The sequence below is a fragment of the Psychrobacter urativorans genome (genome assembly GCF_904846675.1).
GTDB classification, from domain to species: domain Bacteria; phylum Pseudomonadota; class Gammaproteobacteria; order Pseudomonadales; family Moraxellaceae; genus Psychrobacter; species Psychrobacter urativorans_B.
In genome coordinates this window covers 112,337-137,935 of sequence record NZ_CAJHBT010000003.1, presented here as the reverse complement: position 1 = coordinate 137,935, position 25,599 = coordinate 112,337, and the positions used below count along the sequence as shown (strand labels likewise).

At 41.8% G+C, this 25,599-nt stretch carries 21 protein-coding genes and 1 tRNA gene; 11 read left to right on the top strand and 11 right to left on the bottom strand.

Annotation, left to right across the window (positions count from 1 at the left end):
* Positions 1-174: 174 nt before the first annotated feature.
* Together ispD and JMY06_RS02955 are read left to right on the top strand one after the other, a co-directional pair.
* Complete coding sequence (gene ispD, locus JMY06_RS02960) at positions 175-903, top strand: 2-C-methyl-D-erythritol 4-phosphate cytidylyltransferase (RefSeq protein ID WP_201616081.1); 729 nt, start codon at positions 175-177, stop codon at positions 901-903.
* 537 nt (positions 904-1,440) lie between these two features.
* Entirely contained in the window at positions 1,441-2,064 is a 624-nt protein-coding gene (locus tag JMY06_RS02955) for a BLUF domain-containing protein (RefSeq protein ID WP_201616079.1), read from the top strand.
* Positions 2,065-2,389: 325 nt separating this feature from the next.
* Here JMY06_RS02955 and JMY06_RS02950 read toward each other — a convergent pair.
* The 4 genes from JMY06_RS02950 to pyrC form a co-directional block, all read right to left on the bottom strand.
* A tRNA-Glu gene (locus JMY06_RS02950) sits at positions 2,390-2,465 on the bottom strand.
* A 76-nt stretch (positions 2,466-2,541) separates the two neighbouring features.
* Positions 2,542-2,745 (bottom strand): hypothetical protein, encoded by a 204-nt coding sequence (locus JMY06_RS02945; protein WP_201528889.1) that lies wholly within the window; start codon positions 2,743-2,745, stop codon positions 2,542-2,544.
* Between the two features lie 368 nt (positions 2,746-3,113).
* Positions 3,114-3,779 carry a ribonuclease T gene (gene rnt, locus JMY06_RS02940; protein ID WP_201616163.1) on the bottom strand — a complete coding sequence of 222 codons (666 nt, stop codon included), beginning with the start codon at positions 3,777-3,779 and terminating at the stop codon, positions 3,114-3,116.
* Positions 3,780-4,172: 393 nt separating this feature from the next.
* On the bottom strand, positions 4,173-5,243 hold the full coding sequence (gene pyrC, locus JMY06_RS02935) for a dihydroorotase (protein ID WP_201616077.1): 1,071 nt from the start codon (positions 5,241-5,243) through the stop codon (positions 4,173-4,175).
* A gap of 317 nt (positions 5,244-5,560) precedes the next feature.
* Between pyrC and JMY06_RS02930 the strand changes: the two genes are divergently transcribed.
* A complete protein-coding gene (locus tag JMY06_RS02930) occupies positions 5,561-6,799 on the top strand; it encodes an argininosuccinate synthase (RefSeq protein WP_201528893.1) in 1,239 nt (412 codons plus the stop codon).
* A 91-nt stretch (positions 6,800-6,890) separates the two neighbouring features.
* Here JMY06_RS02930 and JMY06_RS02925 read toward each other — a convergent pair whose 3' ends face one another.
* On the bottom strand, positions 6,891-8,195 hold the full coding sequence (locus tag JMY06_RS02925) for a hypothetical protein (protein ID WP_201616075.1): 1,305 nt from the start codon (positions 8,193-8,195) through the stop codon (positions 6,891-6,893).
* Positions 8,196-8,352: 157 nt separating this feature from the next.
* On the opposite strand from JMY06_RS02925, the gene JMY06_RS02920 reads away from it, so the two are divergent.
* Together JMY06_RS02920 and JMY06_RS02915 are read left to right on the top strand one after the other, a co-directional pair.
* Complete coding sequence (locus JMY06_RS02920; protein ID WP_201616073.1) at positions 8,353-8,868, top strand: L,D-transpeptidase; 516 nt, start codon at positions 8,353-8,355, stop codon at positions 8,866-8,868.
* 250 nt (positions 8,869-9,118) lie between these two features.
* Positions 9,119-9,739 (top strand): nitroreductase family protein, encoded by a 621-nt coding sequence (locus JMY06_RS02915; protein ID WP_201528899.1) that lies wholly within the window; start codon positions 9,119-9,121, stop codon positions 9,737-9,739.
* Between the two features lie 118 nt (positions 9,740-9,857).
* Here JMY06_RS02915 and JMY06_RS02910 read toward each other — a convergent pair whose 3' ends face one another.
* Both JMY06_RS02910 and JMY06_RS02905 read right to left on the bottom strand, forming a co-directional pair.
* A complete protein-coding gene (locus JMY06_RS02910) occupies positions 9,858-11,492 on the bottom strand; it encodes a CYTH and CHAD domain-containing protein (protein WP_201616071.1) in 1,635 nt (544 codons plus the stop codon).
* Between the two features lie 197 nt (positions 11,493-11,689).
* The gene (locus JMY06_RS02905) at positions 11,690-13,276 is read right to left on the bottom strand and encodes an isocitrate lyase (RefSeq protein WP_201616069.1); all 1,587 of its coding nucleotides are present in this window, start codon (positions 13,274-13,276) and stop codon (positions 11,690-11,692) included.
* Positions 13,277-14,230: 954 nt separating this feature from the next.
* Between JMY06_RS02905 and JMY06_RS02900 the strand changes: the two genes are divergently transcribed.
* Together JMY06_RS02900 and JMY06_RS02895 are read left to right on the top strand one after the other, a co-directional pair.
* Positions 14,231-15,220 (top strand): LysR family transcriptional regulator, encoded by a 990-nt coding sequence (locus tag JMY06_RS02900; RefSeq protein WP_201616067.1) that lies wholly within the window; start codon positions 14,231-14,233, stop codon positions 15,218-15,220.
* Positions 15,221-15,557: 337 nt separating this feature from the next.
* Positions 15,558-16,946 (top strand): NAD-dependent succinate-semialdehyde dehydrogenase, encoded by a 1,389-nt coding sequence (locus tag JMY06_RS02895; protein ID WP_201616065.1) that lies wholly within the window; start codon positions 15,558-15,560, stop codon positions 16,944-16,946.
* A 132-nt stretch (positions 16,947-17,078) separates the two neighbouring features.
* Here JMY06_RS02895 and purN read toward each other — a convergent pair whose 3' ends face one another.
* Together purN and purM are read right to left on the bottom strand one after the other, a co-directional pair.
* Entirely contained in the window at positions 17,079-17,786 is a 708-nt protein-coding gene (gene purN, locus JMY06_RS02890; protein ID WP_201616063.1) for a phosphoribosylglycinamide formyltransferase, read from the bottom strand.
* The gene (gene purM / locus JMY06_RS02885; protein ID WP_201616061.1) at positions 17,786-18,847 is read right to left on the bottom strand and encodes a phosphoribosylformylglycinamidine cyclo-ligase; all 1,062 of its coding nucleotides are present in this window, start codon (positions 18,845-18,847) and stop codon (positions 17,786-17,788) included. Before purM ends, purN begins: the two co-directional genes overlap by 1 nt.
* A gap of 287 nt (positions 18,848-19,134) precedes the next feature.
* Here purM and JMY06_RS02880 point away from each other — a divergent pair, with 287 nt between their 5' ends.
* The 3 genes from JMY06_RS02880 to JMY06_RS02870 all read left to right on the top strand — a co-directional run bounded on the left by JMY06_RS02880 (position 19,135) and on the right by JMY06_RS02870 (position 22,284).
* On the top strand, positions 19,135-20,241 hold the full coding sequence (locus tag JMY06_RS02880; RefSeq protein WP_201616059.1) for an AI-2E family transporter: 1,107 nt from the start codon (positions 19,135-19,137) through the stop codon (positions 20,239-20,241).
* Positions 20,242-20,614: 373 nt separating this feature from the next.
* Positions 20,615-21,418 carry a DnaA regulatory inactivator Hda gene (gene hda / locus JMY06_RS02875; RefSeq protein WP_201616057.1) on the top strand — a complete coding sequence of 268 codons (804 nt, stop codon included), beginning with the start codon at positions 20,615-20,617 and terminating at the stop codon, positions 21,416-21,418.
* A gap of 113 nt (positions 21,419-21,531) precedes the next feature.
* On the top strand, positions 21,532-22,284 hold the full coding sequence (locus JMY06_RS02870; RefSeq protein ID WP_201616055.1) for a DUF2057 family protein: 753 nt from the start codon (positions 21,532-21,534) through the stop codon (positions 22,282-22,284).
* 87 nt (positions 22,285-22,371) lie between these two features.
* On the opposite strand, the gene JMY06_RS02865 is transcribed toward JMY06_RS02870, so the two are convergent.
* Both JMY06_RS02865 and JMY06_RS02860 read right to left on the bottom strand, forming a co-directional pair.
* Positions 22,372-22,875, bottom strand: a complete 504-nt coding sequence (locus JMY06_RS02865) for a Dps family protein (protein ID WP_201616053.1) — start codon at positions 22,873-22,875, stop codon at positions 22,372-22,374.
* A 261-nt stretch (positions 22,876-23,136) separates the two neighbouring features.
* Entirely contained in the window at positions 23,137-23,796 is a 660-nt protein-coding gene (locus tag JMY06_RS02860; protein WP_201616051.1) for a YcxB family protein, read from the bottom strand.
* A 401-nt stretch (positions 23,797-24,197) separates the two neighbouring features.
* Here JMY06_RS02860 and serS point away from each other — a divergent pair, with 401 nt between their 5' ends.
* The gene (gene serS / locus JMY06_RS02855; RefSeq protein ID WP_201616049.1) at positions 24,198-25,484 is read left to right on the top strand and encodes a serine--tRNA ligase; all 1,287 of its coding nucleotides are present in this window, start codon (positions 24,198-24,200) and stop codon (positions 25,482-25,484) included.
* Positions 25,485-25,599 lie beyond the last annotated feature (115 nt).

Below are 25,599 nucleotides of genomic sequence, written 5' to 3'. Positions count from 1 at the left end.
CTTTAATAATTAGAGTTTCAGTTTTGTTATTTATGACTTTATAGTAATAGTTTTGATTTCCTATTTTCTTCTTATTATTTTCTATTACCTTTTATACTTCTCCCTTTTGTACGATAAAATAAAACTTACCTCATAACTACTAAACTATAACTATCAAGCCGCAGCTAGCTAACCATGAAAACTAATCCGCAAGTGTACGCCATGATTGTCGCTGCCGGTCGCGGTAGTCGCTTTGGTACATCTATACCTAAGCAATATTTGGCACTTAACGGTCAAACCTTATTGCAACATAGTGTCGCAAGATTGGCAGGTAGCCGTTATATCGATGATTGCTTACTCGTTATTGCCGCAGACGATAAAACCGCGCAGAAGTTAGATTTTGCGTTACCTATTCATTATACCTTTGGTGGCGCTGAACGCTGGCAGTCGGTACGAGCGGGGCTTGAGGCAATTATTGATGCTGGTGCTAACGATACAGACTTAGTGTTGATTCACGATGCTGCGCGCCCAGCCGTACCTCATAATGATATTGATAATGTCATTACAGCGGCAATGTGTGAGCCTTACGGGGCTATTTTAGCCACACCGGTTGCTGATACCTTGAAGCAGGCTAAATCTAATTCTACTCTCTGCCCCAATGATAATGTTTATCGCTATGCCGCGCGAACCATTGATCGTACCAATATTTGGCAAGCGCAAACGCCGCAGGTATTCCGTGTGCGTCAGTTGCGCAAAGTACTGTCGTATGTTGCTGCGCGTGATCTGTCTATTACCGATGAAGCCAGTGCTTTTGAACATTTAAACCTGCCTATCCGTCTGGTCAGCGGCAGTCGCCAAAATATTAAGCTCACCTATCCTGATGACGCCATTTTAATAGCAGCGATTCTTGAAGCCCAACAATAACCTCTTTTTTTATAGACAGAGCACTATGAATTTCGCTTCAAGGATATGACCTCATACATAGAGCCACTTTGAGGTTGCTTGTTTCTATGAGCGGCTTTTGGTATATTTTTCCATCCCCGAAGACTCTTCCACAAGCTATCCTCTCACGCCTACCATTATCAAAACCTTCTCTACAAGTAACTATTATATTGCCTATTATAAGATATCAAATTATCACGCGCCTTTTCTATTAGCGTTGGTGGCTCTACATTGTCTGGATATCCCACTCAGCCATAGGACATCATATATTCACTTTTATCCATATAAATAGACGAATAAATTTTGTTTGGTTACAATAAATAATTGTTGTATTATCGTAATAATTTGCTTTGTTGACTGAACTAACCTATGATGTAACTAAGTTAATACAATAACTATAATTAGTTATAAAAACAATAACATACCAAGCCATTTCAGTACTGCGCCTGCTACGTTATTTTCTGATAGCCATCAGCTGACTTGCTTAGCCAAGTTTGCCTAATAATAAGGAGAAGCTGATTGTCGACTCTCATTGATAGGACCCGTCCAGAAGTGATGGATCTTTACCAATTTGTATATATAAGCCGAATCACCTCAAGTGGCTTATCAGGCGCTAGCACGCTCAATGATATTGCCGAAGTATCTATAAAAAATAATAAAGAAAATAATATTACTGGCATTCTTTGTTATGGTAATGGGTATTTTTTTCAGTGTGTTGAGGGAACTGAGCAGGCGTTGACCAATCTAAAAAATCAGTTGTTGATGGATGGACGACATAAAGATTTACAAACGTTAGACTTTTCAGCGATTGAAGCGCGTCATTTTCAAGGCTGGTCGCTACGTTCTATCGTTCTGGAACGGTGGTTAATCAAAGATCCTAGAGCCAAAGCTTTGATGCCATTCAAGCCCTATGTTTGGAGTGAGGAAGAGAGCCAACAGTTCTTAGAATTATTACAGCACCACTATAAAGACCAAGAACGATTAGGTGAGGTAGATACTCAGCCTATTAAGTATAGTGCTTTAGGTCTAACCCTTACCAAAGTAGTCGGCGAGCACCAAGCGTTTTTCTTGATTCAGACGGTGTTAGGCGCGCTCATTGTACTAACTCTACTGTGGCTTATGTTGGCAGATAAGCTTATCTAAGGATGTTTTAATTTAAGAGTTAAAAGACTCGAAGGTTTTATAATTTAAGTCAGCGCTTTGCTGGCTTTTTTGTGTTCTATAGCAGTCAAATACTAGTGAGGCAGGCTCAGGTTGATCTAAAAATCAGAGTGCTAAAGCATAGTAGTATAAGTTAGAGGATATATAAATTTTGCGGCGGGCTGAAAGCCTGAGAGTATGTATAAAGTCAAAAGCTCACAGCCATAAAAAAACCCTCAAAATCTTATAGACTTTGAGGGTTTTAAAAAAGCTATTATTAACGCTGATAACTATTATTACTAACACCTATTAATAGCTTTTTAATATGTGGCGTCCCCAGGGGGGTTCGAACCCCCGTTACCGCCGTGAAAGGGCAGTGTCCTAGGCCACTAGACGATGGGGACTAGTGATACTTCAGCTAATTTCACTGTTTACGCTGAAGTGGTGCACATAATAGTGGCAATCTTAAATACTGTCAAGCTATTTTCGATTTTTTTTTGAATTTTTATACTTTTGACGTCTTTTCGCAGTTAAATAATTTTTTCTAATAGCGCGACGTGGGTGCAGGTCATTGTTTTTTAAATGATGACGAATCCATAGGGAAGTGCAAGCGCTGATGGTTAAAGCGAGTAGCATATAACCAAAAATTGTTCCCCATAATATGTGATGCGGTTCCAGTTCCATGGTAAAGTCCCTCTTATTAGGCCTAGAATAGCATGGTGCATGCCATCGAGGCGGGGTGAGCAACTTAAATCATCGACAGGATATCAGGGCGTCATCTAAGACGAGAACAGTAACAAGTGAGTGAACTATCAATTCCATTTAGACAGTACATCAAACCAATTTGGGCTGACAGTTGACTTGCTTATCATCGTATCAATCATATCCTTATTGATTGCGAAATCAAGATGGTAAAGTTAGTTGGTTAGTGAGTTAAAATTTATTAAATGAGCAAAACAGTATTATTGTCTTTTATAATTAATGGTCAGTAGACAGTTATCCATAAATCGCTACTGACCATTAATTATAAACGAAATCTCTTTATTTGTTGTTTACTTATTATTATTGTTGTTGTCAGTTAACTCTACCGTGCTTGGTTTAGTATGTAAAGCGTTGGCCAGCATGGGGTAGCTATTCAGAATATGACAAAACAGCTCTGCCGTTTTTTCAGTGTCGTATAAGGCGGAGTGGGCATTATTACCATCAAAATCAAGGCCAGCAGCCTTACAAGCCCTTGCTAGTACCGTTTGCCCAAATGCCAGTGCGGCTAAGGTGACGGTATCGAATACCGAAAACTGATGGAAAGGGTTGTGGTTTTTACTATTAGTACGTAACACTGCTGCATTCAAAAAGCTTAAATCAAAATGGGCGTTATGGCCTATGAGGACACATTGGCGACATTCTTCAGCCTTACGTACTTCTTTTAAACCCTTAAATATTCGTCGTAGTGCGGTTTTTTCGTCCTCCGCAATGGCTTTGCGCATCGGGTTATTAGGATCGATACCAGTGAATGCCAAAGCGCTAGGCTCTAGATTTGCGCCTTCAAAAGGCTCAATATGAGCGTTCAAAGCTTCGCCTGGATAAAATACTCCATCTTCATTTAATAAGATAGGGATACAAGCAATTTCTAACAACGCATCAGTCTGCGAGTTAAAGCCCGCAGTTTCGACATCGACGACCACTGGCAAGAACTTGCGAAACCGCTCTTTTAAGGTCATCGGTGCTAACTCTTCGGTATCAGTAGAAGTTTCACTATTAGGAGTGCCTTCATTATTAACCGTATTACTATTAACCCTATGACTATTAACGGTATTGTTAGAATTGGTACTGGTCTTTGGATTATCGTCTTGATTGGTTACTGGCTGATTTTTTGCGTCGGTTAATGTATCAGTTATTAAATCATCAGTAGGTAAGTCGGTGCTATTTGGGAAGGTCATATCAGATCAAATCACTTTTATCGGTCGTACAAGATATATTAAAAATAAATAAGTGCAAGATGGTATAGGGTGATTAGTGACGTCAATGATCTAATCATATAGTTCAATCATGTCGCCTACACCATCGGGTCAAACCAGCTGTTCTTTATGTTAAGGAAACACACAGTAGCTAGATTATGCCTTAATAGACCAAGGTAACGTCTCGCCAGCCATCAGCGGTGTGAGCGTTGAGCCATCAAAATAGGGATAGTCTGTGGGTACTTGCATCGGGGTCTTGATTATAGTTACAGTATTGGTATTAACCGGTAGTCCATAAAACTCTGCGCCAAAGCGGCTGGTAAAACCTTCTAACTTATCAATTTTACCGATACTATCAAAAGCAGTCGCATACAAGGGCAAGGCAGTAGCTGAACTGTAGCAACCTGCACAGCCGCAAGTGGCTTCTTTTTTATCCGTCGCATGTGGCGCTGAATCGGTACCCAAAAAGAATTTTGGACTGCCGCTGGTTGCTACAGCCAGTAGCGCCTGTTGATGGGTAGCACGTTTCAAAATTGGCAAGCAATAAAAGTGCGGCTTGATACCACCTAGTAGTAGATGATTGCGGTTAAGCATCAGATGCTGCGGCGTTATCGTAGCAGCAACTTGACTACCCTGAGCTAAGACAAAATCTGCAGCATCACTGGTAGTGATATGTTCCAGCACAATTTTTAGGGTGGGGAAATTAGCAATAATTTGCACCAAGACTTCATCCAAAAAGCGTTTTTCACGGTCGAAAATATCCACATGGTCGTGAGTCACTTCACCATGTAGCAATAGTGGTAAATTATACTTTTCCATGGTTGCAAATACCTTGGCGCGGGCATTAATATCAGTCACGCCATCAGCAGAGTTGGTGGTGGCGCCGGCAGGATAAAGCTTAACCGCTTGCACGATACCAGATTTTGCGGCCATTTCGATATCATGGATCGAGGTGTGGTCAGTCATATATAAGGTCATGCGTGGGTTAAAGGCAGCTTTGCGTGCGGCACTCACGTCACTAGCCTGCAGGTGGTGCAATATACGCTCACGATAAGCGCGGGCATCGTCAGCATTTTTGACTGGCGGCACCAGATTTGGCATACAGATAACGCGGTTAAAGTTCGTCGCTGCGTGTGGCACAGTGGTCGCCAGTGCGTTGTCGTCACGTAAATGGATGTGCCAATCGTCAGGTTGCAGAAGGGTTAACTCTGTAATTGAATCAGTCATAGGGGTCACAGTGCTCTGTATCGTCAATACGGGAATAAAAAGAAGGGGTAGAAGGCGGATATTGATAGCCTTTGATCTATAGCTATAATAACAGATTTGCTTGTCTGACTAAATATGTGGCTGAATATGGGATTAAATGATTGTGAGCTGAGTACTCGTACACTTAAACAATAGGTGAAACTGTGATAAATCCTAGCGTCACGCGGTGGTTACACTTTTGCCTATCCCAAATATGATGTACACTGAGTAGGCACTCTATTTTTTAATTTATTCTAATCAGTATTTTTATCACTAAATTCTAATATGAGGAGTTATTTATGGCTCAGCTCGACCCAAAAAATATTAATAAAATTGTTTTGGCTTATTCTGGTGGTCTCGATACGTCCATCATCGCCAAGTGGCTACAAGATACATATGACGCTGAAGTGATTACTTTTACCGCTGACATTGGTCAAGGCGAAGAAGTTGAGCCGGCACGTGCCAAAGCGGAAGCCATGGGTATCAAGAGTATCCATATTGAAGATTTGCGCGAAGAGTTTGCGCGTGATTATGTGTTCCCCATGTTCCGTGCTAATGCCATTTATGAAGGCGAATATCTACTAGGTACTTCTATTGCACGTCCGCTTATTGCCAAGCGTTTGGTTGAAATTGCTGCCGAGCATGGCGCGGATGCCATCAGCCATGGCGCAACCGGTAAGGGTAATGACCAAGTACGTTTTGAGCTTGGCGCTGTTGCTCTATCGCCTGACGTAGTAACCATTGCTCCTTGGCGTGAGTGGGATTTGTCTAGCCGCGAAAGCTTGATGGAGTATGCCAAAGAACATGACATTGCTATCGACTATGCTGGTAATAAGACCAAGTCTCCTTATTCAATGGATGCCAACTTATTGCATATCTCTTATGAGGGCGGTATTCTAGAAGACCCATACGCCGAAGCAGAAGACGACATGTGGCGCTGGACAGTCAGCCCAGAAGAAGCGCCAGATGAAGCACAGTATTTAGAGTTAGAATACGAGAAAGGCGACATTGTTGCTATCGATGGCGAGACGCTTAAGCCGTATGAGATTATGATTAAACTGAATGAAATCGGTGGCAATCATGGTATCGGTCGTTTGGATATCGTAGAAAACCGTTATGTTGGCATGAAGTCACGCGGTTGCTACGAGACTCCAGCAGGTACGATTATGCTAAAAGCGCACCGTGGTATCGAATCACTAACGCTAGACCGAGAAGCGGCGCATCTAAAAGATGAGCTTATGCCGCGCTACGCAAAGATTATCTATAACGGCTATTGGTTCAGCCCTGAGCGTCTCATGCTACAGGCCTTAATTGACAAGTCACAAGAATATGTCAATGGTACTGTGCGTTTGAAACTATATAAAGGTAGCGTGAGTGTGGTTGGTCGTAAGTCAGATGATTCATTATTTGATGAGAAAATTGCTACTTTTGAAGATGATGCTGGCGCGTATGATCAAAAAGACGCGGAAGGTTTCATCCGTCTAAACGGTCTGCGTTTGGCAATTGAAGCCAGCCGTGGTCGCGACTTATCTAAATAAAAGATTTAAGCCGTTTATTTAAATAAGCTGAGCTAAAAAAAGTAATAAAAAGCAGAGGCATGATGTCTCTGCTTTTTATTGTCGAACGCTTTTAATTGGTTGTGGGTTTTTCTTGTTTATCTGTATCATTAGCTGCAGCTGCTTCTCGTCGGGCGCGCTCTTGGGCAAGGTCTTGCTCTATGACCGCTTCAGTTGCGGGTAGTACTCCGTTGGATTTTTTCGTTTGGTATTTGAGAGTAGCTAGAGCGCTAAGCGTACCAAGCACTACAATAATAATAAGAATAATCGGGTTTTTCCAAATAGGATATGTTGTATCGTGTTTAATAGTAGTCTCACTGGCAGGCTTGGATGGATTGTCATTTTTGTTACCAATTGAGCGTAAATTAACCAGCGGTCGCGTCGGTGGGTTTATCGGTTCGGAGGTGATACGCAGACGATTACGGCTAAGATAAATGTCAGAAATTTTTGCCAATTGTAGCAACCAACGCTGATGAGGCAAGTAGATAGCTGGCATCTGCGAAAATACCAACATATCATTGTGGGAGCCGCTTTGCATATTTTCTGGTGAGCGGCCAATTGCTTTTAGATAGTTAGAGGTGGCCTGCTGCATGTCTTGTATGGGCACGGTACTCTTGGGGGTAAACTTGTTCAGCTCGTACCAGTAACGGTCGAAAGGTGGCGGAGTCAGATCCATAACTGTAGCATGAACGCTAGCCTCTGCTGGATTTGTAGTTACCACTTCAGGCAGCATTGTGCTTTCTGAGATGTTATTATTAATGTCCGTTTTACTGTTGGTGTTTTTATCAGCATTTATTGATTCGGTATTTGTTGCTTTAGCGTCTATCGACACCATAATCGGTATTACGGAGTCGGTATGAGCAAAGCGCTCGGCTGATAAAAATTGCGGTTGCAATACGAACCAGTTATCAATTTCTTCATAATCTAGCTGACTATAATCGGCTAAGATAGCCAATTCACGTAAGGCAATCACACATAGAGAAGTAAGCAGGATTTGCGCTTGTGGCGCTGTGGTCTTGATCTGTTGGGCAATATATTCGCTAGTAGTAATGACCCGTGCACTATTACCAAATAACGCATCTGCCACATCATGACGATGATATAAGATAGCATTCGTGGTCACAAAGTTCATCGAGTTATATTTGCGTAGCTCTTTGACGGCACTACGGGTAAATAACTTTTTGCTAATGGCTTGACCTTGATAGTGCTGCTGATAAGCGAGTAGAGCGCTGACGATAGCCTGCAAGCTGTGACTTATCGCTAGATGCGTTTGTGGCAATGACAGCTGTGCAGCATCGGCTAATAGCGATACCATCGGCTGGATATCTTGATATAAAAAATCATACATCGACACACGTGTCGGTGAAATAGTCGTCATAATCTGCTAGCATCAAAAAGTGTGCACCTATATTACGGTGCCAATTGCCTCGATACAATCCCTTAAAGTTAGAATTTTTCTTATAAACAGCCTGTTTATAACTTATTTACAAACTATTTTGTGGCAGAAAACCTACAATAATCGGACAATAAAGCCTATGACTGACAATCAGAAACTAGCCTCAGAGCTACTGATTAATATTGCTGAGCAGATACTGATTTTATACCAACAAGGGATAGAAGTTTGCCGCTATGGTATTTCTACCGCTAAGAACGGCATCGGTAGTCAGCAAGATAGCGGCTGTACACCACTTGGTGCTCATATTATCGCCCAAAAAATAGGTGGCAGTCAGCCTATTAGTTCAGTATTTGTTGGGCGCGTGCCAACCGGTGAAATCTATAGCGCTACTCTTGATGCACAAAACCCTGAACGCGATTGGATATTAAGCCGGATTTTATGGCTGGCAGGTTTAGAAGAAGGCAGCAATAAAGGCTGCAATAACCAAGGAGGCTGCGATACTTATCAGCGTTATATCTACATTCATGGCACACCTGATAACCAACCGATGGGGATACCGCGCTCACACGGCTGCGTGCGTATGCGTAATCAGGATATTATTGAGCTGTTTGCACAGGTAGGTGAGGGTACGCCAGTCACTATCGTTGCTGATTAAAGAATAGTAACGACTAATAGCTAATTTCAATATTTGAAATGCTGAACAGACAAGGTTACAAGACTATTTATAAAATAAATTTAATAATAACGCGGTAACGCTAAGGCGTTGTTATAATAGTTATCGTATTTAATAGCAGCAAATCAGAAGCACGATTAGATGATGCTTGATGAGCTATTAGATACCTAAATAATCAAACGACAGAATGAATAGATAATAAAGATAAACCATAGCAACGAGGATAATAATAATGACGACAGCAACACTAGTAACGGTGCAACAGGCTTTTGATGAACGTCGTACAATCTATGAGTTGGGTAACGATTTGCCAGTAGATCCACGGGCCATTGTCAATATTGCTGAGCGCGTACTTCTACATACTCCCTCTGCCTTTAATTCTCAATCGTCGCGGCTGGTCGTCTTATTTGGTGAGCAGCATCAGCAACTGTGGGATATTACCGAAGCTCAATTGCGTAAGCAAGTGGGTGACGGCGATTTCTCGGGTAGCAAACAAAGGATGGACAGCTTTCGTGCAGCGGCGGGGACGGTACTGTTTTTTGAAGATAAAGACGTTGTCAAATCGCTACAAGAAAAGTTTGCGCTATATGCTGTTAAGTTTCCTCTATGGGCGCACCAAACTTCAGCCATGCATCAGTATGCGATGTGGATAGAATTGAGTACCTTAAATGTTGGAGCGAGTGTGCAGCACTATAATCCCCTGATTGATAACGATATTGCCGCTACGTTTTCTATTCCTGATAACTGGGAATTGGTCGCGCAAATGCCATTTGGCAATATCCTAGAGTCCGCTGGAGAGAAAACTTATCAGCCGCTTAATGAACGTATGAAAGTGTTGGGACTTGATAGCTAAAGAGCGCAATACGTTAAAATCTATTAAGTTAAAAGCCAATAAATTCAAGATCAAAAAAAGACAGCCCATATTAATGGCGCTGTCTTTTTTATAGCCATTTTTTCTTAGCAAGGTACTATTACCAAAAAGCAGCATTATCTTGGATACGATTTAAGTCCTTTTGACAACGTTTATAATCATTTTTTAGCGTCACAGTAAACCATCCGGCACCATACAAGGCGTTAGCGTCTGTTGCGGCCTTTTGCTGATAGCGCTGTTGGTATTGCAGATGGTCATAGTATTGGCCCAGTGATTTTTGTGCTTTAGCTAAATTCTTAAACCAACGTTTGCTTTTCTTTTTGGCATATAACGGTGCGGCAAACTCGCTGATGTAGCATAAGTCTTTTAAGTGACTGTGGGTCTTCTGCAAAATACTACCAATTGAACAGCTATGATTTGAATCATCATTTCTTAGATTAACAATCTTAGAGCTTTCAGTCTCCCTGTCATCGCAACCCCAGTCATCACAATCCGAATTATTATAACTCCAATCGTCAAAATTTTGTTCAGCTTTGAGTAATTTCATATATTTTTTGGATAAGATTTTTGCCAATTTATCTATTGCGAGCTTATCTGCTTGCGATTCAGTACTCGCATCACTCATAGTAAAGGCAATCAGCTCTAATAAAGTCAGCTGGAAGTCATTGGCACCTACCGCATTAATAGGGGTCACTTTAATTTGCTTAACGTCAGCCGTCCAATCAATACTAGGCGCACCATGCTGCTCTAACGTTGGCTCAATATGCGATGCTAGATAAGCAAGCTCGCGGTAGTCGTCAAGTAGGGCAGCAGTTTGTTTGAGTATGGGCTGCCATTCAGGATTCAGCTGCTCTGAGAATTTGTTAAATGTATCTAGAGCGACCGTCAGGCGGCGCAAACCAATACGCAGCTGTAAGAGATGACCATTATCTTCGCTACCAGCGACAATGGCGCTACTGTTCGGTAGTATTTGGAGTAGACAGTTGTGCACAGTGGCACGTATAAAGGCAGAGATGCTGCTGTCTTTATTGACGTTCAGCAGTTGCAAATCAGCTTTGACTGCTGGGCTATAGTCTTGCCTTTTGATGAGCAAACCGCCACGTTCCGCTTTGGTTACGGTAGACAAGCAGAGCTTATAGCGCTTACACCAGATTTTAGCGGTCGCAAATAAAAACTCCAGATCACCCGAAACCAGTTCAAACTCAATTTCTTGAATCGCTTGCCGCTGGCTGTCATCATTACCGTGGATAAGCTCGCCAGAATCATAAGCCATTTCAATACTATTGTTATTTTCACTGCCGTCGTCTTTACTGCCATCTTCTAGTAGGCGCGTGGTGCGCTGTACATTGGTTACGTACTGACGAGTTAAGGCTTTAGTTAGTTTTTTTAACTTAAAATCAGCCAGAACGGGCGCGATTGAAGTTTCTTTATAAATACTTAAGTCAGGCATTAAGCTATCATTATCTAGCATGGTTTGTATATGTTCGTTATCAAGACCCGCATTATGCTCTAAGCGCGCTGCAATACCATCGCCGCCTGCTTTAATAGTCTGTACCCACGTATCACCTTCTTTACGAATACGCAGACCAATGCCCGCCTTTGCTAACGTTTGCTTGGGGGTATCGAAATAGTGGGCTGCCATGTGAATATCTTGCGAGGACTTAACCTTTGCTTGGCGTATTAGACCCTTTAATCGTGCCTCTGGTACTAAGAACTTCAATTCTATTTCGTGCATGACTTTTCCCCTCAATTTTGAATAATAGTTTTGAATAATGATAATTGATTCTATCATCCTATAAGGGGCGTTCGTTATAGAATGATAAGCAGAACTATTTTAAAGACCATTATTTTAAACACCATAAAAAAACCGCCCTACCTAGAGTAGAGCGGTTTTTTTACTTCAAGCTGTATTTAACAATACATACTTGTGGTCTAGCCGAACTGACCCATAGTATTTTTGCCGCCGCCAGCTTTTAGCGCGTTTTCACCTGAGAAGATCTCTTTATGATCATCACCGATGTCAGAACCAGCCATTGCTTGGTGCTTAACGGCGGATACGCCTTCACGGATTTCTTTACGCTGTACGCCAGCTACATATGCAAGCATACCGTCTTCACCGAAGTAACCTTTAGAAAGGTTATTCATTTCTAAAGCAGTGGTGTGATACGTAGGTAACGTAATGAGGTGATGGAATACACCCGCTTCACGTGCTGCGTCTTTTTGGAAGTTCTTCGCAAGCTTGTCAGCTTCTGTATTGAGTTCAGTATTGTCGTAATCAGAACTCATCAAGTCGTCTTTGTTATATTTAGAGATGTCATGGCCTTCTTTTTCCCACTTAGCCATGACTTGCTTACGGAAGTTTAGCGTCCAGTTAAACGATGGGCTATTATTATAGACCAATTTCGCTTTAGGCTGCTCTTCTCTAATACGATCAACCATCATTTTGATATGTTCGATATCTGGTGTTGGCGTTTCGATCCATAGTAAATCAGCACCATTCTCTAAAGCAGTTACGCAGTCAAGTACAACGCGATCAACGTTAGTATCTTCGCGGAACTGGTATAGACCGTTTGCTAGGCGCACTGGACGAACTAGTTTACCGTCATGCTTAAGTAAGCTGTCATTCTCGTTTGCAGTTTCAAGAGTAACTTCTTCCATATCGATAAAGTCGATATATTTAGAGGCCAAATCACCAGGTTCATTTGATACTGGGATTTTTTGGGTCAATGATGCACCCTCAGAGTCAGTACGAGCAACGATGATACCATTTTCGATACCAAGCTCTAAGAAGGCATAACGGATAGCGTTAAGCTTTGCGATATAGTCTTCATGCGGTACAGTCACTTTACCAGCCTGATGTCCACACTGCTTGACATCAGAAACTTGGTTCTCGATTTGTAGGGCACAAGCACCCGCTTCAATGATCTTTTTAGCCAATAGATAAGTCGCTTCTTCATTACCGAAACCGGCATCGATATCAGCAATAATTGGCACAACATGTGATTCAAAGTTTTCGATTTTGTCTTGAATCTCTTTAGTATCTTTACCAGCTTCTTCCGCAGCATTCAATTCACGGAAATAGTCATTCAATACTTTAGTATCCGCTTGACGCAAGAACTGATAAATCTCTTCGATAAGATCTGGTACCGCTGTTTTTTCGTGCATAGATTGGTCAGGTAATGGACCGAACTCTGAGCGAAGGGCTGCAACCATCCAACCTGATAGATAAATGTAGGTTTTTGATGTAGTGCCGAAGTGTTTTTTCTTAGCATACATAGTTTGTTGGGCAACAAAACCATGCCAAGCACCTAAAGACTGAGTGTACTGAGAGCTATCTTTATCATACTCTTCCATGTCTTCGCGCATGATATCTGCAGTATATTGAGCGATATCTAAGCCAGTTTTAAAGCGATTTTGTACCATCATACGAGCGGCATCATTTTCGCTGATATTTTCCCAATTGCCATGTTGTTTCTTTAGTTTACGTACTAATTCTAACGCAGATGTATAATTTGACATCTAGACTTCTCCTTGGTGGGGTATAAAAAATTAACGCACAAAAAATCAAGTAATAAAGTGATTATAACTATGTTGTATTGGAGTTGCGGGGGATTGCGATTACATTGGTTATATCGAAACTTAATTGTTGCTGCTATGGCTAAGAGGGTATTGGAGTTCTATCCGTAAACGACAACCAGTGATTGTCCAATCCTCTTAGGCCTATTACCCTAAACAAACCTGTCGAAAAATACAAGTGTTTTGCGTGAGCATATTGCTAAAAATCAGCAATCAGCGCATAAACAGGCAAGGTATTTACTTAATGCTTACAATGTGATCAACTTTGAGTAGTTACAAGACGGCAGTTTCGCTACTTACCGATAAGAAATGCTATAATAACCAGTTGAATATTGCTAGTTAAGTTTCAGGTAGGTTATAGCTAATTATTGATCGCTACCTATTGTAGCAAATTCAAATTCTCATAGTGTTACTGAGTTCAGTTAATCTAAAACCAAGTAAATATTTAATATGAATGTAGCTAATAAATAGTCAGCAACCCTAACTTCGTAGTGATAGCGTCATACTTATAAAGTTTAGTATTCCAATATTATAAATCAGTGGTGACTATCTCTTATCTCTCGCCTTTATTGTATGGCCTTTATATAAATTATATAAAACAGCTTGTGGCTCGAATTGAGATTTAAAGTATGTACTTGATTGATATATAGTACTCACTATAACGGTCTTGCCAAGATTTATCTAGTTCATGATCTTTATCTTAGACATTTTTTAATTTGATAATGTAGTAAAAACAATATTTTGAGTATAATAAGTCACATCATAATACAACTGGATAAATAGAATCTAAATGAAAAATAGTCCTATCGTGCTATTTTAAGTCGCATTTGGACAGGAATAGCACATAAAATTGCCAAGATTTGAGTGGCATTTATTCTAAGGCAAAGAGACATACATATGAATTTGCAGCGGGTTGATTTGAATTTATTGGTACATTTAGATGTATTGCTTAGAGAAAAAAATGTTACACGGGCAGCGGAGCAATTGGGAATAACCCAGCCTGCCATGAGTAATATCTTGCGGCGCTTGCGTAAGCTATTCAATGACCCATTACTGGTGCGCTCGTCTGAGGGCATGACGCCAACTGAGCGCGCGCTTGAGCTGCAGCCACGCATCCGTGAAGTACTCGCTGACTTAACTCAAGTCCTAGAGCCGCGTACCGAGTTCCGTCCTTATAGTACCTCGCGCGTCTTTCGTATTATGACCTCAGACTATGCCGAAGCCACACTCGTCCCTAAATTGGTCAAAGCATTACGGTCGGAGGCGCCAAACATTATCTTGGACTTCCTAACCCCGTCTGATGTGTCTTATCGTGACATGGAGCAGGGGCGCGTTGATTTGGCTATTAACCGCTTTAATGAGATTCCCCAGAGTTTCCATCAAGTTTTGGTTTGGCGCGATACCTTTAGCTGTTTATTATCGGCTGACAGTCCTTACGCCAATCGCTTTAACCTAAAAAACTATCTAAAAGGCCAGCACGTTTGGGTATCTAAGACCGGCATGGGTGTAGGCTTCGGCGTTAATCCAGAAAAGTCTGGCGGTCTTGGGTCTATTGATCAAGCCTTGCAGCGTCTGGGTCAAAAGCGGAAGATTAGCGTCTTCACTCGTCATTATCAGATGCCTGCGATGTTGGCTGCAAACAAAGACCTTATTGCAACCTTGCCGACCCGTGTTGCGCGCATGCAAGCGACCAATGACAGCATTATTATGAAAGAGCCGCCATTTTTTATTCCTGAATTTGAGCTAACGATGGCATGGTCACCGCTGTTGCAACACCATCCTGCACACAGATGGTTACGCCAATTGATTATGCATGTGGCGCGGCAATTGGTGGCTGAAGAAGAAAACCAAGAGCAAGATATACCGATTATTAATCACTTGTTTTAGGGTGTTGTTTATATAACAACGTACTAACTATTAACTATTAACTATTAACATAAACCAGTCATTGTGCTGGTTTTTTTATTATTTCGATATTTAGTAAGTCGTTAACATGGTTAACAACTCAAACACATTTCACAATATCTTGTAAAACTTTAAGGGTAATGCTTCTGCTATATTAGATAAAGATTAGTGAATGCGTAGAGATAAATAATACTAAAATTCTAAGTAAATCAATAGTTAGTAACGAAGATGAATAGTTTAAAAGATAACGTTCGCTAAGAAAATTAGAGTTGAGTAGAAATAACTAAAACTAGATTTTACTAAAAAAAGGATAATTATCATGGCAGATATTACGACCGTGAACCCAACGACGGGTGAAGACATCAAAGATTATAGCTATATGAGTGCAGAAGAGATCGATAAAATAATTGATGCTTCTCATAAGGCCTTTTTAGAGTGGCGTGGGGTTAGTCACGAAGAGCGTGCAAAAGCTATCAACTCTATAGGTGATTCTTTAATGAAGCATAAAGAAGAACTTGCCAAGCTGATGACCGAAGAGCGCGGCAAAACTTATGAGGACAGCTTAGGTGAAGTTGATTTATGTAAAGGTATCTGTGATTACACGGCTGGTAATGGTGTAGCCGCCCTAGCCGAAGACGAGCGCGATATTGCGGGTATAAAGAAAGGTTTAATCAGCTATGAGCCTATTGGTATCATTTATGGTATCCAACCATGGAACTTCCCAGCCTATCAAGTGTTTCGTTATACTATCGCGAACTTAATGGCAGGTAACAGCATTTTATTAAAACATGCCTCAAACGTTACGGGTTCTGCCTTATTGATCGAAAAAATACTCCATGAGTCTGATTTACCTAATGATTTGTTCCAAGTACTAATTATAGGTCATGATCAATCAGAAAAAGTTATTGAACATGAAAAAGTACGCGGTGTGACGCTGACAGGTAGTGATGTAGCCGGTAGAGTCGTAGCCCAACAAGCGGCTAAAGCTCTGAAGAAAACAGTCATGGAGCTTGGGTCTAATGACGCATTCATCATATTAGAAGATGCAGACTTAGATTTAGCTGCCGCAACTTGTGCCCATGCTCGCTTATATAATAATGGCGAAACCTGTATTGCTGCCAAACGCTTTGTGGTAGTGGATAGTGTCTATGATGAGTTTCGTAAGCTAGTCATTGAGAAGTTCAATAACTATAAAGTGGGCGACCCAATGGACGATTCAGTTGATATAGGCCCACTATCGAGTAGCAAGCAACGTGATGATTTGCACAAGCAAGTCCAAGAAAGTGTCAGTAAAGGCGCAACCATTACCTTAGGCGGTGAAGTACCAGATGAGCCCGGTTCTTTTTATCCACCAACGATTTTGGAAAACATTACACCGGATCAGCCTGCCTATAAAGATGAGTTGTTCGGCCCTGTGGCATCCTTAATTCGTGCTAAAGACCAAGATGATGCGCTGCGTATTGCTAATGACAGCCGTTATGGACTAGGCGGTGCTATTTTCTCCAAAGACGAAGATAAGGCTATCGGCCTAGCCCAACAGTATTTCGATACCGGTATGGTTTATATCAATGGTTATGATTTGGTTAATCCGGGATTACCATTCGGTGGGGTCAAAGACTCAGGTTATGGTCGTGAGCATGGTGGCTTTGGTATAAAAGAGTTCGTTAACATCAAATCGGTACATGTAGTTGGCAAAAAACCTGCTTAGTTTTTATATTTGCTCTTAAGTTTTTGAGATTACCTTATTTAAGATAGTAATAAAAAATACCCCGTTGCTCAGCAGCGGGGTATTTTTATATCTGTAGCTTACAGCGCTTCTGTTTATTTTGGATAATAAATCTTAATTATCTAAACAAAGCCGTAAGGGTAAAATCGGTAAATGAGATATTGTATCTGGCAGTTTATCATTAGCGTTGAGCGGTAGAACGCCTTTTGCTAATAACAATATTGTCCACGGTAATAACTGATGCTCCAGCACTTGCACGCGTGTTTGCAAGCTATCAGCGTTATCCTTTGCATTTACATTGAGCACGGCTTGGGTTAGTACTTGACCTGCATCAAGCTCAACAGTGACCACATGGACGCTACAACCATGATAACGCTCACCAGCTTGTACAGCGCGCTGATGGGTGTTCATTCCCTTATAAGCAGGCAATAGCGCCGGATGCAAATTAATCATCGGCGCTGGCGTGCTGTCAATAAATGCGGCACTTAATACCCGCATAAAGCCGGCAAGCACAATCAAGTCCGGTTTCCATGTTGCAAATTGCGCACTGGCATGAGTCTCAAAAGTTTTAATTGCCATGCGTTTGCCGTTGGCAGTATGGGATAGCACGGTCACTGGGATATTGGTTTGCTGAGCACGAGTGATAGCATAAGCATCATCACGATTGCTAATAACGCCAACGATATTAATCGGTAGCGCACCAGCCTGCATGGCGTCTATTAAAACTTGTAGGTTGCTGCCGTTGCCTGATACCAAAACGGCAATGCGTAACGGGCTGGTTTGCTGTTGCTTGCTTGGTTGCTGTAAGTTATCAACAGACATTAGCGATATACCACGGCGTCTGCATCTGTATCTAAGTCACGACTGACCATCTCACCGATTTGCCAAGCGTGTTCACCAGCATCATTCAGAGTTTTAATCGCAGTATTCGCCTGATCTTTAGGAACCACAATCACAAAGCCTACGCCGCAGTTAAAGGTACGATACATCTCACTTTGGTCAATATTACCTTGAGCTTGTAGCCAAGTGAACAGCTCTGAGAACTGCCAGCTCTTAGTATCGATACTGGCTGCTAAGTTATCAGGGAGGACGCGTGGTAAATTGTCCGTTAAGCCGCCACCGGTAATATGCGACATGGCATGAAGATTTTGATTACCAAGGGTATCTTGTAGCGCTTTAATGGCTTTAACATAGATACGCGTTGGTGCTATTAGCGCGTCTTGGATAGACTGGTCATCTAACTGTTCAGTGCTATTAACCACATCAATGCCGCTGACGTCAATGACCTTGCGTACCAATGAATAACCGTTAGAATGCGCGCCACTTGAAGCTAAGGCAATCAGTACATCGCCTTCTGCTACATTTTCGCCAGTGATGACTTCCGCTTCTTCGACCACGCCGACGCAAAATCCGGCCAAGTCGTAATCGTCGTCTTGGTACATACCTGGCATCTCAGCCGTTTCACCACCGATGAGAGCGCAATTGGCAAGCTTACAGCCTTCACCAATGCCAGTTACCACAGTCGCGGCAGTATCGACATCAAGTTTGCCTGTCGCATAATAATCTAAGAAGAATAAAGGTTCAGCGCCGCAAACCAACAAATCATTGACACACATGGCGACTAAGTCAATGCCGATAGTGTCATGGCGATTGAGCTGTAATGCTAATTTTAGCTTAGTGCCCACGCCATCAGTACCTGAAACCAGTAGCGGTGAGGTATAGCCGGTCGGAATACGGCATAGAGCACCGAAACCACCAAGTCCGCCCACCACTTCAGGACGAGTAGTGGCTTTTGCCACGGATTTGATGCGCTGGACCAGCGCATCGCCGGCATCAATATCAACGCCAGCATCTTTGTAGCTTAAAGAAGGCTTGTCACTCATGGTCATCTCACAGTTAGGGTGGGTAATTGGAGTCAGTGATCGAAATCAGTGTAGAAGGATTTGATTACAGTGCGTGCATTATACCCAAAAATAGACCGCACTCGCAAAGCGACTTGTCCATATTCGATTAACATGGTCGATAATGGGGCTAACACTAAAAATAAATGCTAAATAAAAAAGCTAGGAAACAAAAAATGACTGCTTTTTTTATGTACTCTGTAATAATAAGGAATTTAGCATTGACCACTTAAATCATCGCTATCAGCTTACTCGTAGGATTGTAATTAATGATAAACCAACCGATAGATCCTTTTTTTCGGCGCTTATTCATCGTCATAGTGTTGGTGATGATATTTGTTTTGTTGCATTTGATGATGCCGGTTATTGTACCGTTCGTCGTCGCTTTTGTGCTCGCTTATTTATTCAATCCGCTGGTCAAGCATTTGTCAAAATACGTCAAACGCTGGATTGCTATTATTGTCGTTTATGCGACTATTACCTTAGGTATGGTGCTGCTCTTGTGGTGGCTGATACCGACATTGTGGTACCAACTGCAAGCTGCTTGGGAATATTTGCCCCAAGTTCTGAACTGGTATAATCAAGTGGTGCGTGAGTGGTTTGTCGGTAACACCCGCATTCGTCTGCCGCCTTTAGAAGCTAAGGGTTTTTCTGAAACGCTGGTAGAATATATGCAAGCGCATTATAAGTTTTCTGATGCCAGTACGGTGATGACGCAATTACTATCGTCAAGTATGAATTTTATCAATAGCGCTGGTCTTATTGTGTTAGTGCCGATTTTGACCTTTTATTTTTTATTCAATTGGGACAAACGTCTGTATACTTGGAAGATGGCCATTCCTAACGCCTATAGCAAAAAAGTTATCGGAATTGCGCAAGAGTGTGATCGGGCGTTGATGGCATTCATCAAAGGCCAGCTGCTGGTCATGGTATTATTAGGTATCATTTACGCAGTACAGCTGCAATTGATTGGCCTTGAGCTCGGGCTGATCATCGGTATGGGCGCTGGTATTGCCAGTTTCGTACCCTACTTGGGCTTTGGGCTTGGGTTCATAGCGGCAATTATTGCCGGCTTATTCCAATTTGGTCTTGACTGGTTACATTTATCACTAATAGTTGGGGCTTTTTTAATAGGACAGGCAGCTGAAGGCTATGTACTACAGCCTTTATTATTGGGTGATAAAATTGGTCTATCACCGTTATGGGTAATTTTTGCGGTATTGGCAGGCGCCAGTTTATTAGGCTTTGTTGGCATGCTTATTGCGCTACCAGTATCTGCCGTGCTAAATGTTTTGTTCCGGCATTTATACACTTATTACCAAGCGACTGATTTTTATAAAGGTCGTAAGCAGCTGGATTTGTTCGGGAAAAAATAATACTGAAATTAAGCTAAATTTCAGTATTATTTGAAATAACAGGTATTTAGCGCAAGAACTATTGTTATAAATGTGATGCTCAGCGCTGCTAGGCTGTAAAAGGCTTGTCAGTCATTTTGTAAACATGGTATATATAGGTCCTATGTTTATGATGTGACCGTTACTATAATGGGTTTAATAGCGTAATATGTCATTACGCTATTAAACAGACAAAAATTTTCAATTAAAAAATTAAGTTTATATAACGCAGATTTAAAGTTAGTTTAATAAAAGACAGTTCAAAAAAAGACAGTATAGAGAGAAAAGATAGTATAGAAAGTAGCCTTCTAATTATCTATTGCTTATTGCGCTACGCGAACCGAGTGGATGATTCATGGCAGAAGCACAGCTAAGTCTCAATCTAGATATCAAGCACGACGCGAGTCTCAGCGACTTTGCCGGTCCCGGTTGGATGTCGATTATTGATGCAGTGCGGCAGTTACATGTCGGCCTGATTGGCCAGCTGTACCTGTTTGGCAGCCCTGCTACGGGTAAGTCTCATCTGCTATCCGCTATTTGTGAGTCATTCATTGAGATGGACAAGTCAGCGATTTGTCTATCGCTCAACGAGCTGATACATACCGATGTCAATGTCCTATCCTCACTTGAGAACTTCGATGTTATCGCTATTGATGATTTGGAGGTGCTTGAGCATAGCAGTCAGTGGCAAGAGGCTTTATTTCATCTGATTAATCGTAGTCGCGAGGGGCAGCGTCAGTTATTATTTGCCGCCAACAAACCGGCGGGTGAGCTACCATTTCAGTTGACCGATTTATTGAGTAGGCTGTCGCAAGCGCCTACCTTTAAAGTGCCTAATGGGCGTGATTTAGCTGACCGCCAAGCTTTACTGCAGTCTATCTTACGTCGCCGTGGTTGGCAGTTTGATGAGCGTATTAGTGATCATCTGCTAAATGAAGGACCGCATCGTATCGGTGCCATGATGGTGGTACTCAACTATATCCAGCCGATGTTCTCTAATCTTGGACGTAGCAACATCTCTAAAGCGGTGATTAGTGACGCTCTGCGTACTATTGATGAGCAAACGCTTGTCGCCGAGCTCGCCGACATTACTCAAGAAACACAAGTGGACAAACGAGCCGCTGATCATGACAACCATACTATTCCATTAGACTTTTAGCCATTAGTTTTTTAGAAAATTAAAACTAACTTTCTTATAAAAAATTTCTCATAAAATTTATTATTATCAAATATTTTCACCCCCAAATGCTTTTACCATTGACAGGAATTCTTATGAAAAACACCCTCTCTGGGCTAAAAAAACTAACCGTCAGCATGCTATTGGTTGGGGGAGGGTCAGTTTCTATGCTGTCTCATGCCGCAGTCACCTTGTTAGTCGACGACAATATCAAGGTTACCGCTATTAATGGTCAGGAGCTTAAAGCAAGCGTCTTTCAGCCAATAACTAAAGAATTTACTTTGCAGCCTGGTCAGCATGTGATTACTGCTAAATATGACCGTTTATATAATTTGCGTCGTGATGAGCATGATTATCTGCGCTCAGGCAACATCAGTGTGGCCGCAGACATGACGGACAACCAAACCTACCGTTTAATTATGCCAGGTCAACCAGAAGACTATGCGGCGGCTAAAACTTATGCTGAGCGTCCAACGCTAGCCATACAACAGAACAATACCGTCATCGCAAGTCAGCAGAGCGTTAACAGTAATGATGGCAGTATCTTCTCAGGATTAGGTAAAGCCTTAGGCGGCGTATTTGGTGGCAGTAGTAATGCTGAATTACAAAACCAGCGAGCTATTGCCGCTTTAGGCCAGCCAACTGAGGCTACTAGAGCTAATCAGAATAATGTGAACTCTGGAGCAGTGTCTTCAACGAAGTATACGGTTACGCCAACCGCCACTATCAACCAGACGCCAACGACCACTGTCAGCCAGTCTAGCAAGACCCTCGATCAGTTTATGAAGCTATGGCTTGATTCAACACCGGCTGAGCGTGAAAAAATGCGTCAATGGATTCAGCAGTAAATAACTATATTTTAATAAAGCCTAAGCCATAAAAAAGCACCTTATATAGGTGCTTTTTTATGGTTTTAATTAGAGCGCTAGATAATGTTAAGCTAAAAAGGCGTTATACATCCAGACCAGTTTTTCTTGCTCTTGTACGTAAGCATCAACTAAGTCAGCTGAACCTTGGTCATCGCTTTCTGCCGCTAGGGTAGATACTTGGCGTTGCTCTTCGATAAGCTCTTGTAGGCCAGTTACTACGCCTTTTACACAGGTATTGCCATCTTTAACGTTTTTATCTTCAGAGATACCAGTATGCTGTGAGAAATCGCTATAAGCATGGAACGGTGTGCCACCTAGGGTTAAAATACGCTCAGCGATTTCATCAATTTGTATTTGTAGGGCGGTATATAGCTCTTCGAACTTAGGGTGTAGTGAGAAAAAATGCTCACCTTTAACGTTCCAATGATAACCGCGAACGTTGATATAAAACATATGGTAGCTTGATAATAAGCCATTAAGTTTGGCAATCACATGGCTCATATCTGCTTTTTCGAGACCGATTTGGTTAGTGCTGTCAGTAGTAGTGGTATTATTGGTAGCATTACTCATGATATTGTCCTTTTAGTGTGAGTAGAAAGGTTATTGTTATAAAAATAGTGGTATAAAAATTAACGTATTAATCGTCTTACCTTTGATGCTTACTATGATAACAAGCTATTAATGATAAGTTAAGTTAAACAAATCAAAACCTATGATATGTTTTATAAAACCTATGCAAACGCTTAAAGCCCCTAATGAATCAGTATCAGTAAGCTATCTATTAATCTAAATAACTAACAATCACTCCAATAAGTAAGTAGCTATAATAGCTTAGGCGGGTGGTTGTAGATTCTCAGGTTGCAGACCGCGAATAGGCACGACTTCTTGTAGATGCTGACGTACGGTATCGATAGGGAATTTCTGTGCCTTGAGGCGTTTGGGTACAATCTGGCTACCTTGCTGACCCTTCATCTCAAACATCATAAAGATATAGTCGTCAGTTTCATCCCAGCTTTTTATAGCTGTCCACGGAATAACTGCCTGTTGTGTTGCGCCTGCCCGCATTTGCATGCCACGCATCTGTGAGCTTTTCATAAGGTCTGGCTGATTGGATGGCATAGCCATGACTAAGCCGTGTTTTTGTACGCCCAATTTCATTTGGCGCATCTCATCTGGCATCTCTTGAGCCGCGACCTGTTTCTCAAATTCTTTTTTGACATACCATTTAAAACCAATCGTACGAACCAATAGATAAATCACGACTGCAACTAGCATCAGCCAAAAAATAATGGTTGAATAGCCTGATACAAAAACCAGCCCTGCCACTGCCAATATGATTCCTATCGCTATAATGATCCACTCTTTAGTCTTCAGGCTGGATAAACCAAAATTCGGGCTAGCATTGGTAAATAGCTCATATTGCGCTTGCTGAAATTCGGCCTCAGTGAGGTTTAAGGCAACAGGTTGTAAGGTGTAGGGGTACAGGGCCATAAAGGGTTCTCAAATACTTATATTAAAAGCGTTGGATTAAAAGCAATGGTTTAAAAGTGCTGATTGTAAGCAGTTACGCTTAACTTGGCTGCAAGTGGATTAAAGCTATATGCTTATCTTACCGAAAAGCGCCTCTAAAAGAAACACTATTACTCGCTGACTGCTAAGCTTACGATTAGCATCGCGCTCGAAAACGTGGTCAAATCTGCTGGGTATTGGTATCATAGTGGCTGGCATGTGTCATTAAAGCGTGGCGGGCAAACATAACGGTAGAGCAATTTTATAATTGTAATTTTTACTTTATCCTTCCTACTGTTTATACCCTTACTATTTATTTATAACTTTTATTCGTTTTCCTATTTTGAACCCCTTATTCACTTTCAATATGACAGGCAGATATTATGATTGACCCCAAACTCTTACGCGGCGACCTAGACGAATTACAGCAGCAATTGGCCACTCGTGGTTATACGCTTGATATGGAATTCTGGCAAACGATCGAAAATGAGCGTAAATCATTACAGGTACAGACCGAAGAGTTGCAGTCGCGTCGTAATGTAGGGGCCAAACAAGTCGGTGCGCTGAAGAAATCCGGTGAAGATGCTAGTGAATTGTTAGCTGAGATGCAAAGTGTCAGCGGCGAAATTAAAGCGGCCGAAGACGCGCTACGTATCTTACAAGAGCGCATCTCCAAAGCAGCCCTACAAATACCAAATATTCCTGCAGCAGATGTACCGGTCGGCAGCTCAGAAGATGACAATGTAGAGGTTCGCAAGTGGGGCACGCCGCGCGAATTTGATTTTGAAATACAAGACCATACTCATATTGGCGAAACTTTGGGAATGCTGGACTTTGAAGCCGCTACTAAGCTTACAGGTAGTCGTTTTAATGTATTAACAGGGCAACTTGCCCAAATGCATCGGGCGTTGATTCAATTTATGCTTAATACTCATACGATGAAGTATGGGTATACTGAAACTTATGTCCCTTATATAGTTAATTCAGACAGCTTAAAAGGTACCGGTCAACTGCCCAAATTTGAAGATGATTTGTTTAAATTAACCAATCACACTAATAATGATGAAATGGATTTTTATCTCATCCCAACCGCTGAAGTGCCGATGACCAACTTGGTACGTGGTGAGCGTTTGGATATAAATGAGCTGCCATTAAAGTTCACTGCCCATACCCCATGCTTCCGTAGTGAGGCCGGCTCACATGGCCGTGATACCCGAGGTCTGATTCGTCAGCATCAGTTTGAAAAGGTCGAGATGGTCAATATTGCTGCCGCTGAGCAATCTGATGATTTGTTAGAAGCGATGACTGGACAAGCTGAATATATTTTACAGCAGCTAAATTTGCCGTATCGTGTTGTCAAGCTATGTACCGGTGATATGGGCTTTGCCGCGCAAAAAACTTATGATATCGAAGTATGGTTACCGAGCCAAGATATGTATCGTGAAATATCCAGCTGTTCAAACTGTGGCGACTTTCAAGCACGGCGTATGAGCACACGCGTTAAAGACGGTAAGCAAACTAGCCTTGCGCATACCTTAAATGGTTCGGGTCTAGCCGTTGGACGAACCTTGCTTGCGGTAATGGAAAACCACCAAAATGCTGATGGTAGCATTACCATTCCAGAAGTATTGCGTTCCTTTATGGGCGGTGCTGAGACTATTCCAGCTTAAACAAGCATTTTGCCCTCATGTTTCGCAGCTAACTAATGTGAGCAGTTTGATAAAACTGATGCGAATCATTATTAAATACGAACGGTCTTGTCACGCCAATTCTTAACGTGGCCTA

What these genes read in the sequence shown, in the direction of transcription:
- purM (WP_201616061.1), bottom strand. Translation starts at nt 18,847, where the DNA reads ATGAGTGACAAGCCTTCTTTAAGCTACAAAGATGCTGGCGTTGATATT.
- JMY06_RS02905 (WP_201616069.1), bottom strand. Translation starts at nt 13,276, where the DNA reads ATGTCAAATTATACATCTGCGTTAGAATTAGTACGTAAACTAAAGAAA.
- JMY06_RS02860 (WP_201616051.1), bottom strand. Translation starts at nt 23,796, where the DNA reads ATGGCCCTGTACCCCTACACCTTACAACCTGTTGCCTTAAACCTCACT.
- pyrC (WP_201616077.1), bottom strand. Translation starts at nt 5,243, where the DNA reads ATGACTGATTCAATTACAGAGTTAACCCTTCTGCAACCTGACGATTGG.
- JMY06_RS02920 (WP_201616073.1), top strand. Translation starts at nt 8,353, where the DNA reads ATGACTGACAATCAGAAACTAGCCTCAGAGCTACTGATTAATATTGCT.
- JMY06_RS02880 (WP_201616059.1), top strand. Translation starts at nt 19,135, where the DNA reads ATGATAAACCAACCGATAGATCCTTTTTTTCGGCGCTTATTCATCGTC.
- JMY06_RS02925 (WP_201616075.1), bottom strand. Translation starts at nt 8,195, where the DNA reads ATGACGACTATTTCACCGACACGTGTGTCGATGTATGATTTTTTATAT.
- JMY06_RS02930 (WP_201528893.1), top strand. Translation starts at nt 5,561, where the DNA reads ATGGCTCAGCTCGACCCAAAAAATATTAATAAAATTGTTTTGGCTTAT.
- ispD (WP_201616081.1), top strand. Translation starts at nt 175, where the DNA reads ATGAAAACTAATCCGCAAGTGTACGCCATGATTGTCGCTGCCGGTCGC.
- JMY06_RS02865 (WP_201616053.1), bottom strand. Translation starts at nt 22,875, where the DNA reads ATGAGTAATGCTACCAATAATACCACTACTACTGACAGCACTAACCAA.
- purN (WP_201616063.1), bottom strand. Translation starts at nt 17,786, where the DNA reads ATGTCTGTTGATAACTTACAGCAACCAAGCAAGCAACAGCAAACCAGC.
- JMY06_RS02910 (WP_201616071.1), bottom strand. Translation starts at nt 11,492, where the DNA reads ATGCACGAAATAGAATTGAAGTTCTTAGTACCAGAGGCACGATTAAAG.
- rnt (WP_201616163.1), bottom strand. Translation starts at nt 3,779, where the DNA reads ATGACCTTAAAAGAGCGGTTTCGCAAGTTCTTGCCAGTGGTCGTCGAT.
- JMY06_RS02900 (WP_201616067.1), top strand. Translation starts at nt 14,231, where the DNA reads ATGAATTTGCAGCGGGTTGATTTGAATTTATTGGTACATTTAGATGTA.
- serS (WP_201616049.1), top strand. Translation starts at nt 24,198, where the DNA reads ATGATTGACCCCAAACTCTTACGCGGCGACCTAGACGAATTACAGCAG.
- JMY06_RS02870 (WP_201616055.1), top strand. Translation starts at nt 21,532, where the DNA reads ATGAAAAACACCCTCTCTGGGCTAAAAAAACTAACCGTCAGCATGCTA.
- hda (WP_201616057.1), top strand. Translation starts at nt 20,615, where the DNA reads ATGGCAGAAGCACAGCTAAGTCTCAATCTAGATATCAAGCACGACGCG.
- JMY06_RS02915 (WP_201528899.1), top strand. Translation starts at nt 9,119, where the DNA reads ATGACGACAGCAACACTAGTAACGGTGCAACAGGCTTTTGATGAACGT.
- JMY06_RS02945 (WP_201528889.1), bottom strand. Translation starts at nt 2,745, where the DNA reads ATGGAACTGGAACCGCATCACATATTATGGGGAACAATTTTTGGTTAT.
- JMY06_RS02895 (WP_201616065.1), top strand. Translation starts at nt 15,558, where the DNA reads ATGGCAGATATTACGACCGTGAACCCAACGACGGGTGAAGACATCAAA.